Source organism: Trichocoleus sp. FACHB-591 (assembly GCF_014695845.1).
Lineage (GTDB): Bacteria > Cyanobacteriota > Cyanobacteriia > FACHB-46 > FACHB-46 > Trichocoleus.
Genome location: NZ_JACJPA010000102.1, coordinates 210,946 through 225,601 on the forward strand (window position 1 = coordinate 210,946; position 14,656 = coordinate 225,601).

A 14,656-nucleotide genomic window follows, 5' to 3' on the forward strand; every position below is an offset into this window, starting at 1 on the left:
TAGCATGAGTGCAGGAGTGATCTTGATTAGGATTGCTTCTGCAACACTGCATTTAGCTTTGTAGAGGGAGCCCTTCATGGTTGTTAGCCGGGACAAAACTCCAAGCGCCCAAGAAACTTTCGCCCAAATGGCTCAAGCTGCTGGTCTTAGAAGCCGGCTGCTTTTAACTATTGGCTTGTTAATCTTAGTTCGCTTGGGCATTTTTATTCCTGTACCAGGAATTGACCGAGTCGCATTTGCTCAAAATATTCAGAATAACCAAGCGTTAGGCTTCCTGGATTTATTTGCCGGAGGCGGACTAATGGCGCTTGGTATCTTTGCGTTAGGTATTCTACCTTTCATTAATGCTTCTATTATTCTGCAATTGCTGACCGCAGCAATTCCTGCGCTAGAAGATTTACAAAAAAATGAAGGAGAAGCTGGGCGACGCAAAATCTCCCAGGTTACCCGTTACGTTGCTTTGGGTTGGGCCATTATTCAAAGTGTTGGGATTACAGTCGGTCTGATTAAACCGTTTGCCGAAAACTGGGGTCCCTTCTTTGTGGTCCAAACAGTTTTGGCTTTGACCGCAGGCTCAATGTTTGTCATGTGGGCGGGCGAAGTGATCACCGAACGGGGCATTGGCAATGGTGCTTCTCTCCTGATTTTTCTAAACATTGTTTCTGGCTTGCCTAGATCTCTAGGGCAGACGATCGAGCTTGCTCAAGGTGGCGATCGCAACATTGTGGGCGGTGTCATTATTCTGCTCTTAGTCTTTCTGGCAATGATTGTGGGAATTGTGTTTGTCCAAGAAGGCACACGCCGCATTCCCATCATTTCAGCTCGTCGTCAAGTGGGACGACGCATGTACTTAGAGAAGAGCAGCTACTTGCCTTTGCGGCTCAATCAAGGCGGCGTTATGCCGATCATTTTTGCGTCTGCTGTGCTAACTTTGCCAGCTTTCTTGACACAGGTTATTAAGAATCAAGCGTTTAGTCAGTTTATCAGCACCTATCTCAGTCCGACTTCTTGGCTGCATGTGGCGTTATATCTCGTACTGATCGTATTCTTCAGCTATTTCTACTCTTCCTTAATTGTGAATCCTGTAGACATGGCTCAAAACCTGAAGAAGATGGGAGCTAGCATTCCCGGTATTCGTCCTGGTAGAGCTACTAGCGAATATGTGGAGCGAGTCATCAATAGATTGACTTTTCTGGGCGCTATTTTCTTGGGCTTAGTAGCCACGATTCCAACTGCTGTCGAAAGTGCGACTCGAGTGCCTACATTCCGTGGCTTAGGAGCAACTTCTCTGCTGATCCTAGTAGGAGTAGCGATTGACACAGCGAAACAGATTCAAACTTATGTGATATCTCAGCGATACGAAGGAATGGTGAAGCAATAGTGACGCGATTGATCTTCCTGGGGCCACCGGGAGCGGGTAAGGGAACTCAAGCACAGGTCTTGGCAAATCTCTTGAATATTCCCCATATTTCTACGGGTGATATCCTGCGAGATAATGTCGCTCGACAGAGCGATTTAGGGCTTAAAGCCCAGTCTTATATGGACCAAGGGGAGCTGGTTCCCGACCAGTTAATTCTGGATATGATCCAGGCAAGATTGAGCCGAGAAGATACAGCGACTGGCTGGATTCTTGATGGCTTTCCTCGTAATGTTGCACAGGCCGGATTTCTAGATGAGCTGCTTACGAAGATTAATTCTTCCTACGATCGCGTAATTAGCCTAGAAGTTCCAGATGAAGTTCTAGTGGAGCGCTTGTTGAAGCGCTTACGCAAAGATGATACAGAAGAAGTGATTCGGCATCGCTTAGCCGTTTACCACGCGCAAACAGCTCCACTAATTAGCTTCTATCGCGATCGCCAGCAACTCGTGTCCGTCAACGGTAATCAACCTATGGAAGCAGTTACTGATGCCTTGCAAGCAGCCGTAAAAGTGTGATTTTTACGTTTTCGGTTCACTCAATAACTGCCGAATAACTATAGTGATTGCAATAGATATCAATCGCTGTGATCAGAATGAGTGGGCTTTTTAATTGCCGACAGCCGCGTTCTAGATTTGATAGCCTGTTAATGAAGGGTTAATTATCTATACTCAGAATGTCTTGATTCTGAGATAGACAATTAACCTGTCTTTGTGTCTTTGAACCTAAATAACCCAATTTTGAGGAGAAGTGAATTGTCTAAACAAGATCTGATCGAAATGGAAGGGACCGTTACAGAGTCCTTACCTAATGCTATGTTTCGCGTTGACCTAGACAACGGATTTAACGTTCTTGCCCATATCTCTGGGAAGATTCGTCGCAATTACATTAAGATTTTGCCCGGCGATCGTGTCAAAGTAGAATTAACTCCCTATGACCTCACCAAAGGTCGCATCACCTACCGTTTGCGCAATAAGAAATAAGGGGCATAACTTTAGCAAAAGTTATTGTCAGGAAAATTGTTTGACGCAAATTATAAGAATTTGATATAATATCACTTTTGTAGTGCTGCCGAGACAAGGCATGAAAGTTCGAGCATCTGTCCGGAAAATTTGTGAGAAATGCCGCGTGATTCGCCGTCGCGGTCGGGTGATGGTGATCTGCTCCAATCCAAAACACAAGCAGCGCCAAGGTTAACTCACCCATCTTATGTAGATGCTAACCAGCATCGTTGTTGAAGACCACAGCAGGAAAGCAAAACTAGGGAGTAGAAGACGTGGCACGGATTGCCGGGGTAGACCTTCCTCGCGACAAACGCGTTGAGATTGGTCTGACTTATATTTATGGGATTGGACTAACGCGATCCAAGGAAGTCTTGGCTGCGACAGGTGTGAACCCTGATACGCGAGTCAAGGATTTGAGCGACGCTGATGTCGCTGCCCTCAGAGAGACCGTAGAAACCAACTACGAGATTGAGGGCGACCTAAGACGCTTAGAAGCAATGAACATCAAGCGGTTGATGGACATCGGTACTTACAGAGGGCGTCGCCACCGCATGGGCCTACCAGTGCGGGGCCAAAGAACTCGTACGAATGCTCGTACTCGTCGTGGTGGTCGTCGCACCGTTGCCGGTAAAAAGAAGGCTCCTAGCAAGAAATAATTACCCCATGAAGTGCGTAGCTACGCACTTCTGACATTGTCGTAATTCATTAAGCAAGTCAACACTTCAATCTAAGAAACTCATATGGCGCGACAACCGACCAAAAAATCTGGACCCCGTAAACAAAAGCGGAATGTACCCAGTGGTGTGGCTCATATCCAATCAACGTTCAACAACACCATTGTTACCATCACTGACACAATCGGTGAGGTAATTTCTTGGGCATCTTCAGGCTCAAGTGGCTTCAAAGGAGCTAAGAAAGGAACACCCTTCGCAGCCCAAACTGCGGCAGAAAGTGCAGCTCGACGAGCTACTGATCAAGGCATGCGCCAAATTGAGGTCATGGTTAGTGGTCCTGGAGCTGGCCGCGAAACCGCCATCCGAGCCCTTCAAGCTGTTGGATTGGAAATTACTCTAATTCGAGATGTAACTCCAATTCCTCATAACGGTTGCCGTCCGCCTAAGCGTCGCCGTGTTTAACTTTGATTTGAGTCGCTAAGGAACTTCAGCTCTCAGTTAAGCTGAAACGTTTTGGCTCCGTACTGATGACTGAGCATTTGTGCAGGGTTTTGGATTAGGAAGGCTATGCCTTCCGGGGATATGGAGAAGGGAGGTCGCTCCGTGGCGCAGTTTCAGGTTGAGTGTGTAGAGTCTAATACTGAAAACGATCAGAGTCAGTACAGTAGGTTCGTTCTGGAACCCCTTGAGCGTGGTCAAGGAACTACGGTTGGGAATGCTCTTAGACGAGTTTTGCTATCTAACTTAGAAGGATCGGCAGTTACATCTGTTCGGATTGCAGGCGTAAATCACGAATTCGCAACTATTCCAGGTGTTCGGGAAGATGTCTTGGATATTCTGCTCAACATGAAGCAGATTGTTCTTAAAAGCTATTCTTCTCAGCCTCAACTGGGTAGATTGTTGGTGCATGGTCCTGCAACCGTTACAGCTGCTCAGTTTGATCTACCGTCTGAAGTAGAGTTGGTAAACCCCGATCAGTATGTTGCTACGCTTTCTACAGGGGCAACCCTGGAGATGGAGTTTAGAGCTGAGCGTGGCAAAGGGTACCGAGCTGTTGATCGTGGACGTGATGAGGCGGCTGCGTTAGATTTCCTCCACATTGATGCAGTTTTCATGCCTGTTCGGAAGGTGAACTACAGCGTTGAAGACGCTCGTGTAGGTGGTTCACTCGAAAAAGACCGACTGATTATGGAGGTCTGGACAGACGGAAGCTTAACGCCGCAGGAAGCGCTGAGCCAAGCTGCAAATATTTTGGTCGACCTGTTCAATCCTCTTAAGGACATCACCTTTGAGCCAATGGACAAAGATGAGTTCCCGGATGAGGATCCGATTGGTCAGGTCGCCATTGAAGAATTACAGCTTTCAGTACGGGCTTATAACTGTCTGAAGCGGGCTCAGATTAACACTGTTGCAGACCTGCTGGATTACAGCCAGGAAGATTTGCTGGAAATCAAGAACTTTGGCCAAAAATCTGCCGAAGAAGTGATTGAAGCGCTGCAACAACGGATGGGTATTACCCTGCCGCAAGAAAAGTCTGCAAAGACTAGTTAAGAGGTTAGTCTGGTCTTTCGCGGTCAATTTGACCTATCCTTGCAATTCAGACTTTGGTACTCACAAAACTAAAGTCTGAAATTAATTAGGCTGTTTACTTCCTACAGAATGTCATGCGTCACCGTTGTCGTGTTCATCAACTTGGCAAGCCTGCCGATCAGCGTCGAGCGCTGTTGAGAGCGCTTGCTACTGAAGTTATCCGTAATGGTCGGATTACAACCACTAAAACTCGAGCTAAAGCAGTTCGATCTGAAGTGGAGCATATGATTACTTTGGCTAAAGATGGTTCCCTAGCAGCTCGTCGCCGAGCTCTAGGTTATCTCTATGACAAGCAGTTGGTTCATGCCCTGTTTGAACAAGCGAGTACTCGGTATGGCAATCGCCAGGGTGGCTATACCCGGATTTTGCGTACCGTTTCACGCCGAGGAGATAATGCTGATATGGCGATTATCGAGCTGACTTGATCAAGACCCTTTGAGATCTCATGTCCTCTGCACTGCCTCTGTCACCCGACGATCTGGATTCGGTCGCTGGACTAAAGCCAAAAACATTCCAGCGAGTTGCCCTGGTAATTCAATACCTGGGCACTCATTTTCATGGATGGCAACGCCAGGCTCGACATCGGACAGTGCAAGAAGAGATTGAAAAGGCTCTGGAGTCGGTGCTAGAGCGCCCAGTTGTTCTCTTTGGAGCAGGTAGGACTGATTCTGGAGTTCATGCTGCTGCTCAAGTGGCTCATTTCGATGTTCATGATTCAGCGATCCCAGCCTGTCGCTGGGCTTCTGTTCTCAACTCGCGGCTACCAAAAGACATCTTGATTCGGGCCTCGGTAGCAGTGGATGCAGACTGGCACGCTCGATTTTCAGCTTCCTGGCGACGCTATCGTTATACCCTGTATACCGATTCGGTGCCTAACCTGTTTGTGCAGTCCTTTACCTGGCATTACTACTATGCGCCTTTGGATGACTTGCTGATGCAGGAAGCCCTCAATCCTTTGCTAGGCCGACATCACTTAGCTGCTTTTCACCGCGCTGGATCTAAGCGGGCTCACTCTTGGGTTGAAGTTCAGGATGTGACTTGTCAGCGCCAAGGACCAATGGTTCATGTGGAGATTCAAGCAAGTGGTTTCTTGTATGGCATGGTCCGCTTACTGATGGGCTTGTTAGTAGAAGTTGGTAGAGGGACGCGATCGCCAGAGGAATTTACAGAGCTTTGGCAGGCTGAGCGTCGAGACCAGGTCAAGTATGCTGCCCCTCCTCAAGGACTTTGCCTTTTGAGAGTGGGATATCCCCAATCTCCTTTTTCACCCGATATTTGGTTTGATACTCAACCAAAGTTGGTTTTGCCAACAACGGCTGTTTCAGAACACTGCTTAATCTGAGCACCGTTGAAGGCTTTCTGTAGACTCATCCCTTTGTCAAGGATACAAAGACCTTTATGAACAAAACCTATCTTCCTCCTCAGGATACTTTAGACCGCAAATGGTACGTTGTAGATGCTGCTGATAAGCGTCTAGGCCGCCTTGCTAGCGAAATTGCGATGGTGTTACGGGGTAAGAACAAACCAACTTACACCCCATCCATGGACACGGGCGACTTTGTAATTGTGGTGAATGCAGACAAAGTTGCTGTGACTGGTAAAAAGCGAAGCCAAAAGCTATATCGCCGCCATTCTGGCCGTCCGGGGGGTATGAAGACTGAAACTTTTGCTAAGTTGCAAGCTCGTGTACCAGAGAGAATTGTTGAGCAGGCTGTGCGGGGCATGTTGCCAAAGAATACTTTGGGTCGTCAGCTATTTACAAAGCTCAAAGTCTACGCAGGACCGGAGCACCCCCATGCAGCTCAGCAGCCTGAAGTATTAAATATTCAAACCATTCCTGGAGGAGAGAAGTAATGCAAGCAATTGAACAGAGCGATCGCGTTGTTTACTGGGGCACAGGCCGTCGTAAGTCTGCCGTGGCGCGAGTCCGTTTAGTTCCAGGTAATGGTCAGCTAGTGATCAATGGCAAACCTGGAGATTTGTACCTGCAATTCAATCCAGCCTACCTGTCTGTTGCCAAGGCTCCCTTGGAGACGTTGGGTTTGGAAAACGAATACGACATTCTTGTCAACGCTGAAGGTGGGGGTTTGACAGGTCAAGCCGACTCTATTCGCTTAGGCGTAGCGCGTGCTTTATGCCAGCTCGATCCAGAAAATCGGAAACCTCTGAAGATTGAAGGGTACCTCACCCGTGATCCCCGGGCTAAAGAGCGGAAGAAATACGGTCTGCGTAAGGCTCGGAAAGCACCTCAGTTCTCCAAGCGTTAACCATTTTCTCAGCATTCCTGGTCCGGGAATGTTTTTCATCCCTAGCTTCAGCCTCTACCAGTGAGAAGCTAAAAGCTAAAATTTGTATAGAGCATAGCCAAGTTAGAGAGAAAGAGTCATGCCTAAGTCAGAGATTCATCCTGAGTGGTACCCAGAGGCTAAAGTGTACTGCAATGGGGAAGTAGTAATGACCGTGGGATCTACTAAGCCAGAGTTGCATGTTGATGTTTGGTCTGGTAACCACCCGTTCTACACCGGTACTCAAAAGATTATTGATACAGAAGGTCGGGTAGAGCGCTTCCTGCGTAAGTACGGCATGATGGATGGCCAAGCAGACCAAGACACAGCTCAAACGAAGAAGAAATAGATAGGTGCTTAGTTGGTATCGCCCTGGATGAGCTGCTAGGGCGTTTAACTTTTTTCTAAACACCTCTCTTTTGTGTGAAGCGGAAGCTGTTCTATGGCCGAAACCTACCTGTTAGATAAATTAAGATCCGTTGAGCAAACCTTCAATGAGTTAACCCGTCGGCTGGCTGACCCGGATGTTGCAACTGACCCGAATGAGTTTCAGCGGGTAGCAAAAGCACGTTCATCCATGGAAGAAGTGGTCAACACCTATGATGATTGGAAGGCAACTCAAGAAGAACTGGTAGGAGCTCGTCAGGTTTGGAAGGAAACGGCGAGTGATCCAGAGCTGCAAGAAATGGCGGCTTTGGAGGTGGAAGAACTAGAAGCAAAAACCGAACAGCTAGAGCGCCGCCTCAAGATTTTGTTGCTACCTCGCGATCCCAATGATGACAAGAACATCATGCTGGAGATTCGAGCTGGAACTGGTGGAGACGAAGCCAGCATCTGGGCAGGCGATCTGGTGCGGATGTACTCACGTTATGCTGAAGGCCAAAACTGGCGAGTCAAGCTAGTGAGTGAGTCTACCGCAGATATGGGAGGCTTCAAGGAAGCCGTTTTGGAAATTCAAGGCGAACAAGTTTACAGCAAGCTAAAGTTTGAAGCAGGAGTGCACCGAGTTCAACGGGTGCCTTTGACAGAAGCCTCGGGCCGTGTGCATACCTCGACTGCAACGGTGGCAATTATGCCAGAAGTTGATGAAGTGGAAGTTCACATTGATCCCAAAGAGATTGAGCTAACCACAGCTCGTTCTGGTGGAGCAGGTGGACAGAACGTCAACAAGGTAGAGACAGCGGTTGATTTGTTTCACAAACCGACTGGAATTCGCATTTTTTGTACTGAGGAGCGATCGCAGCTACAAAACCGCGAGCGAGCCATGCAAATTCTGCGCGCGAAGTTGTATGAGATGAAGTTGCGAGAACAGCAAGAGGCAGTCACCTCTATGCGACGTTCCCAGGTAGGAACTGGCTCTCGTTCTGAAAAAATTCGCACTTACAACTACAAAGACAACCGAGTTACAGACCATCGCCTTGGTCAAAACTTTACCTTATCCCCGCTCCTAGAAGGAGATTTAGAGTTGTTAATTCAGACCTGTATTGGTCAGGATCAGCAGGAACGTTTAGAAGAGTTGGCAGCTTCAACTTCTACATCTGCCTAAGTTGGTTAGAGTTGAGAAAAGCACGAGTGGCTCAGTCACGCCTGTACTGTTAGTAATGAAACGGTACAGGCGTTTAGCTTTTTCAGTTGTTAGAGAAATTGAATAGAGTGTGACTGTTAAATTCTGATGATTTAGTTTTATAGGGATCGAACTTACGGATGTAAAGGATCGTTGACCGCCAACTATAATTAAATTTTGTTGCAGATTTAGCCTGAGCGATCGCTGGGAAAAGCTGCACTCCTGCCTCATACCCAATCTCCCCACCCTACCTGCCTTGGAGGCTCTGAATGCTACGGTTAGAGCGTATTAGCAAAATTTACCCCACTGGCGAAGTTCTAAAGGATGTCAGCTGGGAGGTTAAACCGGGCGATCGCATTGGTTTAGTTGGGGTAAACGGGGCAGGAAAATCGACCCAGTTAAAGATTATTGCAGGGGAGATGGAGCCGACAACGGGTGAGATTATCCGACCTTCTAGCTTGCGGATTGCTCATCTCACCCAAGAGTTTGATGTGAATCCATCTCGGACTGTCCGAGAAGAGATGTGGCAAGCTTTTGAAGAGGCAAACCAAGCTCATACGGCATTGTCAGAAATCCATCGGCAAATGGAAACTGCCACTCCAGAAGAACTAGATGTACTGATCCGCAAGATGGATCGGTTCCAACGGCAGTTTGAAGCCCTGGATGGCTACGGTTTAGAAGCGCAAATCGAGAAAATTTTACCAGAGATTGGTTTTGAACCCGAAGATGGCGATCGCTTAGTCAGCGCCTTTAGCGGGGGTTGGCAGATGCGGATGAGTTTGGGCAAAATCTTGCTCCAGTCGCCTGATCTCTTGCTACTAGACGAGCCGACGAACCACCTAGATCTAGAAACGATTGAGTGGTTGGAAACTTACCTTAAGGGACTGAGCACGCCGCTGGTGATTGTTTCGCATGACCGAGAGTTCTTAGATCGCCTCTGCACTCAAATTGTAGAAACGGAGCGCGGAGTTTCTACCACCTACTTGGGGAACTACTCCGCTTATTTACAGCAGAAGTCTGAGCTGCGCGATGCTCAACTCAGTGCTTACGAGCGTCAGCAAAAAGAGCTTGATAAGCAGCAAACTTTTGTGGATCGTTTCCGTGCCAGTGCAACTCGTAGCACTCAGGCTAAGAGCCGTGAGAAGCAGTTAGAAAAAATAGAGCGGATCGAAGCTCCCACTGGAGATGTACGAACTCTCCATTTCCGGTTCCCCCCTGCTCCTCGCAGTGGTCGAGAAGTGGTGATGATTGAAGATTTAGTCCATACCTATGACGAGAAAATTCTCTTTCTAGGTGCGGAACTGCTGATCGAACGGGGCGATCGCGTAGCTTTCCTAGGTCCAAATGGAGCTGGTAAATCGACGGTTCTCCGCATAATCATGGGCATGGAGCAGGCGACGGAAGGTAGCGTTAAGTTAGGGGATCATAACGTTATTCCCAGCTACTTTGAGCAAAATCAAGCTGAAGCACTAGACCTTAATAAGACTGTCATGGAAACTATTCATGACGAAGTCCCTGACTGGAAAAATGAGGAAGTTCGGACATTATTAGGTCGATTTCTATTTAGTGGAGACACCGTCTATAAACGAGTGGAAGCATTGAGCGGAGGCGAGAAAGCCCGTCTAGCTCTGGCTAAGATGCTTTTGCGTCCTGCTAATCTGCTGATCTTAGATGAGCCTACCAATCACCTCGATATTCCAGCTAAAGAAATGCTGGAAGAGGCGCTGCAAAACTATGATGGGACGGCAATTATTGTTTCGCACGATCGCTATTTCATCTCCCAAGTCGCTAACAAAATTGTGGAAATTCGAGACGGAGAATTCCGAGTTTATTTAGGAGATTATCACTACTATTTAGATAAGGTTGCTGAAGAAAAAGAAAAGGATCAGCTCGCTGCCATTGAAGCTGAAAAAGCGGCCAAAGTAGCAGCAAAACGGGAAAAGCAAAAAGAGAAAGAGAAGGCTAAAAAAACGCAGGCTCAAGCTTAATCCAGAACTACATCAGATTCTTGTGGCATCAGCAATTTTAGATTCAAAACTCGATGGTATGATTGCGGAGAAATCACTGAATGAAAGGGCAACTTAGTATGGCGCAAGCACCTGTTTCTCCGGTGGTGCTAGTCATCTTAGACGGTTGGGGATACCGGGAAGAAACTGATGGCAATGCCATTGCCGCTGCCAAAACACCCGTGATGAACAGCTTGTGGGCTGCTTACCCCAGAACTTTGATTCGTACGTCTGGGAAAGATGTCGGCCTGCCGGAAGGCCAAATGGGCAACTCCGAGGTTGGTCATCTCAATATTGGTGCGGGTCGAATTGTCCCTCAGGAGTTGGTGCGGATCTCAGATGCGGTTGAAGATGGCACTCTACTCAGCAACCCAGCTTTATTGAAGGCTTGCCAAGCCGTGAAGCAACGGGGCAGCAAGCTGCATCTGGTAGGGCTGTGCTCCGAAGGGGGAGTGCACTCTCATCTCAACCATCTGTTTGGCTTGTTAGACCTAGCTAAGGAGCAAGGCATCGCTGATGTCTGTATCCATGCTATTACTGACGGTCGCGATACACAGCCGATGGATGGGAAAGGGGCCATCCAAAGTCTCCAGGCCTACATCCAGCGTACGGGTACGGGTCGCATTGTTACGATCAGCGGTCGCTACTACAGCATGGATCGCGATCATCGTTGGGATCGAGTCCAGCGCGTTTATGACGTGATGACGAATGATGGTCCTGGAGACGGGCGTTCGGCGCTAGAAGTGTTACTAGCTGCTTACGCAGAAGGCACAACGGACGAGTTTTTATTACCCACTCGGGTTGCGCCAGGGGCGATCGCGCCGGGAGATGGAGTCATCTTTTTCAACTTCCGTCCTGATCGGGCACGTCAGCTCACCCAAGCCTTTGTTGATCCCAACTTCAAAGGATTCGAGCGGGAGCAAATTCAACCGCTCACCTTTGCGACCTTTACTCAATACGACTCGAATCTACAAGTGCTCGTAGCGTTTGAGCCGCAGAACCTTAGCAATATCTTGGGCGAAGTGATTGCTAGTCACGGCTTGCATCAGTTCCGCACTGCTGAAACTGAAAAGTATGCTCACGTCACCTACTTCTTCAATGGGGGCATTGAGGAGCCATTTGCTGGCGAAGACCGAGAATTGGTGCCCAGCCCAATGGTGCCAACTTATGATCGCGCCCCCGCCATGTCTGCTGAAGAAGTCACTAATGTAGCGATCGCCGCGATTGAAAAGCGGATTTATTCGTTAGTAGTGATCAATTATGCTAACCCCGACATGGTTGGTCATACAGGCCAGATTGAAGCGACAGTCCAGGCGTTGCAAACAGTGGACCGATGTTTGGGTCGTTTGCTAGAGAGTATCGGGCAAGCGGGAGGCACTGCACTGATTACGGCTGACCACGGCAACGCTGAGTATATGCGAGATGAGCAGGGCAGCGCTTGGACCGCTCACACAACAAATCCAGTTCCCTTTATTGTGGTAGAAGGGGAAGGACTGAAAATTCCAGGTCATGGGACAGAAGTTTCCCTGCGATCGGATGGTCGCTTAGCGGACATTGCCCCAACCATTTTGGATATTTTGAAGCTGCCACAACCACCCGAAATGACAGGTCGTTCGATGATTCAGCCAGCCACGATTGATGTGCGAGCGAACCGAACTCCTGTGCGAGTGTCTTTATAGAATTTCTGTTCCGTTAAACTTATTGCAATTGAGCTGGCTGCGATGACACTAACTTACATCATTCAGGCAATCTGGGCCTTGTCGGCGCTCGGCCTTATTATTTTGGTCCTCCTCCACAGCCCTAAAGGGGATGGGTTGGGAGGTATTGGTGGACAAGCTCAACTCTTTACCAGTACTAAAAGTGCTGAAACTACCTTGAACCGGGTTACCTGGACCTTAGTCGTGGTCTTTATGGCCTTAACCGTGGGTCTGAGTGCGGGATGGTTTAATCGGTAGCATCATTTGAGAGCACATTGAGCGTTATGTATTGGTTACAAAGGCGATTGGTTCTACTGTTACGCAGAGGCCGATCGCTTTTTCTTCAGAGGGGTTCCGCGCATTCAGGCGATCGCCAACTCAAGCAATTTAGCCAAGGCGTCTGGCTGGGCTTAGGAACCATTGTGCTTATCGTACTCAGTACCTCCTGGCTTGGTCCCATTGCCGCCCTTGAGTCAGCCCAGCCGCCTCTAGTGCAGATAATTCTATCCGGGCCTCTGCTAGCTCAGCCAACAACTCCGTCTCCGCCCCTGCCGCCCCTACAAGTGCATTCCTTGCCAAGCACATTGGCGAGTTGGCGCGATCGCTCCAACCAGGGTGACTATTTTGACCAAATTCAGCCGCTACCCATCGGCGCTTTAATTTGGTCTCAGTTTCCGATCAAGGTTTACGTTGAGTCGCCAGTAACTACCACATCAACTGGGGCAGCCGCAAAACCAGAATCTTCAGCTCAAGTCTGGACGCGGGTAGTGACCCAAGCAGTCACGGAATGGCAAGCTTATCTACCGTTGCAGCTAATCGATCGCCCAGAGCAAGCAGATATTACCATTTGGCGATCGCCACCTCCTTTACCCAAAGAGGGGCCGAAACCGAGCGATCGCAATTACCGAGTCCGCTCCGCCGAAACTCGCTACGAACTTTATGCCCAGCAAACTGGTAATACTTCACCTGTACTGTCTCATCGTTGCAAGATTTGGTTGCGTCCGAGCCAAACAGCCCAATACATCCAAGCAGCAGCCCGTCACGAACTAGGCCATGCTTTGGGGCTGTGGGGACATAGCCCGTTGCAAACCGATGCCCTTTATTTTTCGCAGGTGCGTCAGCCAGCAGCTATTTCTCCTAGAGATATCAGCACCTTGAAGCGAGTTTATCAGCAGCCCACCCGGCTAGGTTGGCCTCTACCTGCTGCCGCAGTACCCCTTAGCTGAGAGCTGACCCCTCAATATGCTGACTAAACTCGGCTACCAACTTGGACCCGCCCTCGTTGTAATACCTGGGCGTAAAGCTCTTCTATTTGCGTGATGTTGCCATTGAGGGTGTAGCGTTCTAGCACGCGTTGGCGAGCCTTTTGGCCTAGCAAAGCCGCCAGTTCCGGTAAGTTACGGAACATGGGCAAAATGTGGCGTAATTGTCCATGCACGCCTTGAGGCTTCAAAATGACGCCCGCATCCCCACTGACTCCATTTCCCGCTAAAACTTCCCCGTCTGCCCCAGCATCCGTAGCGATACAAGCAACGCCACAGGCCATTGCCTCTAGCAGGGACAGCGACAACCCTTCTACAAAAGAAGGCAAAATAAATACATCTGAACCGCGCAAAATCTCGATGCGGCGTTGCTCATCGGCTTCAAACCCCAACCATATGATGCCTGCATCTGGACCGTAGAATGGTTCTAGTGAGGGTCTCAGGGGTCCGTCTCCCACAATGACTAGCTTGCACTCAGGCCCCATATTCGCCTGTTTCCAGCCGCGCAATAAAGACTCGACGTTCTTCTCTAGAGCAATGCGGCCTTGATAAACGTAAATTTGCTGGGCCTTTAGCTCTGCTTTCAGACGGGAAGGACCGGGGGAGTATTTTTGAACGTCAACTCCATTCGGAATCACTGCCACTCTGTCGGGAGAAACGCCCAAGCGCACCAACAAATCTCGTTGAATATCAGAGAAGACAATGACGCTATCGTAGTTAGCTAGGAAAGGCGCGTAGAGCTGGTAGGTCAAGTGCTGAGTACTGGAAGTTAGTCTACGCCTGCGATCGAACGCAGGATGAAAGGTAGCCACCAAGGGCAAATCTAGCTCAGCACAAATCTCTGGCAGCAAAAAATCGAGAGGCGATAGCGTTAAGGAAGCATGGACTAGGTCAGGCTTGAGTTCCCGGAGCGCCTGCGCCAGAACTTTGCTGGATTTGAGGGTGGGAATGGTGTAAACCTGAGACTTATAAAGAAAGGGAATAGAGACTTCCTGATAGTCTGACCAGGCTGCTGGAGTGTCTTCTTCCTGTGCAAAGTGCAGAAAGCTGACCTGGTATCCCCGATCTAGCAGATTATTGGTAACTTCCCGACTATAAGTAACGTTGCCGCAGAAGGGCGATTTTTTTCCAAGCCAAGCAATGTGCATTCAGATGAG

The 14,656-nt window shown here is 48.8% G+C and carries 18 protein-coding genes; 17 read left to right on the forward strand and 1 reads right to left on the reverse strand.

Features of this window, described 5'->3' with window-relative positions; all coding sequences use genetic code 11:
- Positions 1-76: 76 nt before the first annotated feature.
- The 17 genes from secY (at position 77) to H6F90_RS21085 (ending at position 13,463) form a co-directional block, all read left to right on the forward strand.
- Positions 77-1,381, forward strand: coding sequence for a preprotein translocase subunit SecY (secY, locus tag H6F90_RS21005; RefSeq protein ID WP_190554167.1), 1,305 nt, complete (start codon positions 77-79; stop codon positions 1,379-1,381).
- Entirely contained in the window at positions 1,381-1,935 is a 555-nt protein-coding gene (locus H6F90_RS21010) for an adenylate kinase (protein ID WP_190554168.1), read from the forward strand. The genes secY and H6F90_RS21010 overlap by 1 nt, the downstream gene beginning before the upstream one ends.
- 237 nt (positions 1,936-2,172) lie before the next feature.
- On the forward strand, positions 2,173-2,400 hold the full coding sequence (gene infA, locus H6F90_RS21015) for a translation initiation factor IF-1 (protein WP_009767978.1): 228 nt from the start codon (positions 2,173-2,175) through the stop codon (positions 2,398-2,400).
- Between the two features lie 100 nt (positions 2,401-2,500).
- Complete coding sequence (gene rpmJ / locus H6F90_RS21020; protein WP_071782548.1) at positions 2,501-2,614, forward strand: 50S ribosomal protein L36; 114 nt, start codon at positions 2,501-2,503, stop codon at positions 2,612-2,614.
- A 79-nt stretch (positions 2,615-2,693) separates the two neighbouring features.
- Positions 2,694-3,077 carry a 30S ribosomal protein S13 gene (gene rpsM, locus H6F90_RS21025; RefSeq protein WP_190431496.1) on the forward strand — a complete coding sequence of 128 codons (384 nt, stop codon included), beginning with the start codon at positions 2,694-2,696 and terminating at the stop codon, positions 3,075-3,077.
- Positions 3,078-3,161: 84 nt separating this feature from the next.
- Positions 3,162-3,557: a 30S ribosomal protein S11 gene (rpsK, locus tag H6F90_RS21030; protein WP_190431499.1), complete on the forward strand. Its 396-nt coding sequence runs from the start codon at positions 3,162-3,164 to the stop codon at positions 3,555-3,557.
- Positions 3,558-3,698: 141 nt separating this feature from the next.
- A complete protein-coding gene (locus tag H6F90_RS21035) occupies positions 3,699-4,646 on the forward strand; it encodes a DNA-directed RNA polymerase subunit alpha (protein ID WP_313930014.1) in 948 nt (315 codons plus the stop codon).
- A 113-nt stretch (positions 4,647-4,759) separates the two neighbouring features.
- Positions 4,760-5,110: a 50S ribosomal protein L17 gene (rplQ, locus tag H6F90_RS21040; RefSeq protein ID WP_190431501.1), complete on the forward strand. Its 351-nt coding sequence runs from the start codon at positions 4,760-4,762 to the stop codon at positions 5,108-5,110.
- A 20-nt stretch (positions 5,111-5,130) separates the two neighbouring features.
- Positions 5,131-6,027 carry a tRNA pseudouridine(38-40) synthase TruA gene (truA, locus tag H6F90_RS21045; protein ID WP_190554169.1) on the forward strand — a complete coding sequence of 299 codons (897 nt, stop codon included), beginning with the start codon at positions 5,131-5,133 and terminating at the stop codon, positions 6,025-6,027.
- Between the two features lie 56 nt (positions 6,028-6,083).
- Positions 6,084-6,539, forward strand: coding sequence for a 50S ribosomal protein L13 (rplM, locus tag H6F90_RS21050; protein ID WP_190431505.1), 456 nt, complete (start codon positions 6,084-6,086; stop codon positions 6,537-6,539).
- Entirely contained in the window at positions 6,539-6,952 is a 414-nt protein-coding gene (rpsI, locus tag H6F90_RS21055) for a 30S ribosomal protein S9 (RefSeq protein ID WP_190431507.1), read from the forward strand. Before rplM ends, rpsI begins: the two co-directional genes overlap by 1 nt.
- Positions 6,953-7,070: 118 nt before the next feature.
- Positions 7,071-7,319, forward strand: coding sequence for a 50S ribosomal protein L31 (rpmE, locus tag H6F90_RS21060; RefSeq protein ID WP_190431509.1), 249 nt, complete (start codon positions 7,071-7,073; stop codon positions 7,317-7,319).
- Positions 7,320-7,412: 93 nt separating this feature from the next.
- Positions 7,413-8,516, forward strand: a complete 1,104-nt coding sequence (gene prfA, locus H6F90_RS21065; RefSeq protein ID WP_190431511.1) for a peptide chain release factor 1 — start codon at positions 7,413-7,415, stop codon at positions 8,514-8,516.
- Between the two features lie 287 nt (positions 8,517-8,803).
- Entirely contained in the window at positions 8,804-10,522 is a 1,719-nt protein-coding gene (locus tag H6F90_RS21070) for an ABC-F family ATP-binding cassette domain-containing protein (protein ID WP_190554170.1), read from the forward strand.
- 98 nt (positions 10,523-10,620) lie between these two features.
- Positions 10,621-12,219, forward strand: a complete 1,599-nt coding sequence (gene gpmI / locus H6F90_RS21075; RefSeq protein WP_190554229.1) for a 2,3-bisphosphoglycerate-independent phosphoglycerate mutase — start codon at positions 10,621-10,623, stop codon at positions 12,217-12,219.
- Between the two features lie 42 nt (positions 12,220-12,261).
- Complete coding sequence (secG, locus tag H6F90_RS21080) at positions 12,262-12,495, forward strand: preprotein translocase subunit SecG (RefSeq protein WP_190431516.1); 234 nt, start codon at positions 12,262-12,264, stop codon at positions 12,493-12,495.
- 26 nt (positions 12,496-12,521) lie between these two features.
- Positions 12,522-13,463 carry a peptidase gene (locus tag H6F90_RS21085; RefSeq protein ID WP_190554171.1) on the forward strand — a complete coding sequence of 314 codons (942 nt, stop codon included), beginning with the start codon at positions 12,522-12,524 and terminating at the stop codon, positions 13,461-13,463.
- A gap of 23 nt (positions 13,464-13,486) precedes the next feature.
- On the opposite strand, the gene H6F90_RS21090 is transcribed toward H6F90_RS21085, so the two are convergent.
- Positions 13,487-14,647 carry a glycosyltransferase family 4 protein gene (locus H6F90_RS21090; protein ID WP_190431518.1) on the reverse strand — a complete coding sequence of 387 codons (1,161 nt, stop codon included), beginning with the start codon at positions 14,645-14,647 and terminating at the stop codon, positions 13,487-13,489.
- Positions 14,648-14,656 lie beyond the last annotated feature (9 nt).

Bases quoted from the DNA above. Each gene is read 5' to 3' on its own strand.
- H6F90_RS21085 (WP_190554171.1), top strand. From the start codon at position 12,522: ATGTATTGGTTACAAAGGCGATTGGTTCTACTGTTACGCAGAGGCCGA.
- truA (WP_190554169.1), top strand. From the start codon at position 5,131: ATGTCCTCTGCACTGCCTCTGTCACCCGACGATCTGGATTCGGTCGCT.
- rplM (WP_190431505.1), top strand. From the start codon at position 6,084: ATGAACAAAACCTATCTTCCTCCTCAGGATACTTTAGACCGCAAATGG.
- rpsI (WP_190431507.1), top strand. From the start codon at position 6,539: ATGCAAGCAATTGAACAGAGCGATCGCGTTGTTTACTGGGGCACAGGC.
- prfA (WP_190431511.1), top strand. From the start codon at position 7,413: ATGGCCGAAACCTACCTGTTAGATAAATTAAGATCCGTTGAGCAAACC.
- rpsK (WP_190431499.1), top strand. From the start codon at position 3,162: ATGGCGCGACAACCGACCAAAAAATCTGGACCCCGTAAACAAAAGCGG.
- H6F90_RS21070 (WP_190554170.1), top strand. From the start codon at position 8,804: ATGCTACGGTTAGAGCGTATTAGCAAAATTTACCCCACTGGCGAAGTT.
- secY (WP_190554167.1), top strand. From the start codon at position 77: ATGGTTGTTAGCCGGGACAAAACTCCAAGCGCCCAAGAAACTTTCGCC.
- gpmI (WP_190554229.1), top strand. From the start codon at position 10,621: ATGGCGCAAGCACCTGTTTCTCCGGTGGTGCTAGTCATCTTAGACGGT.
- secG (WP_190431516.1), top strand. From the start codon at position 12,262: ATGACACTAACTTACATCATTCAGGCAATCTGGGCCTTGTCGGCGCTC.
- rplQ (WP_190431501.1), top strand. From the start codon at position 4,760: ATGCGTCACCGTTGTCGTGTTCATCAACTTGGCAAGCCTGCCGATCAG.
- rpmE (WP_190431509.1), top strand. From the start codon at position 7,071: ATGCCTAAGTCAGAGATTCATCCTGAGTGGTACCCAGAGGCTAAAGTG.
- rpmJ (WP_071782548.1), top strand. From the start codon at position 2,501: ATGAAAGTTCGAGCATCTGTCCGGAAAATTTGTGAGAAATGCCGCGTG.
- H6F90_RS21090 (WP_190431518.1), bottom strand. From the start codon at position 14,647: ATGCACATTGCTTGGCTTGGAAAAAAATCGCCCTTCTGCGGCAACGTT.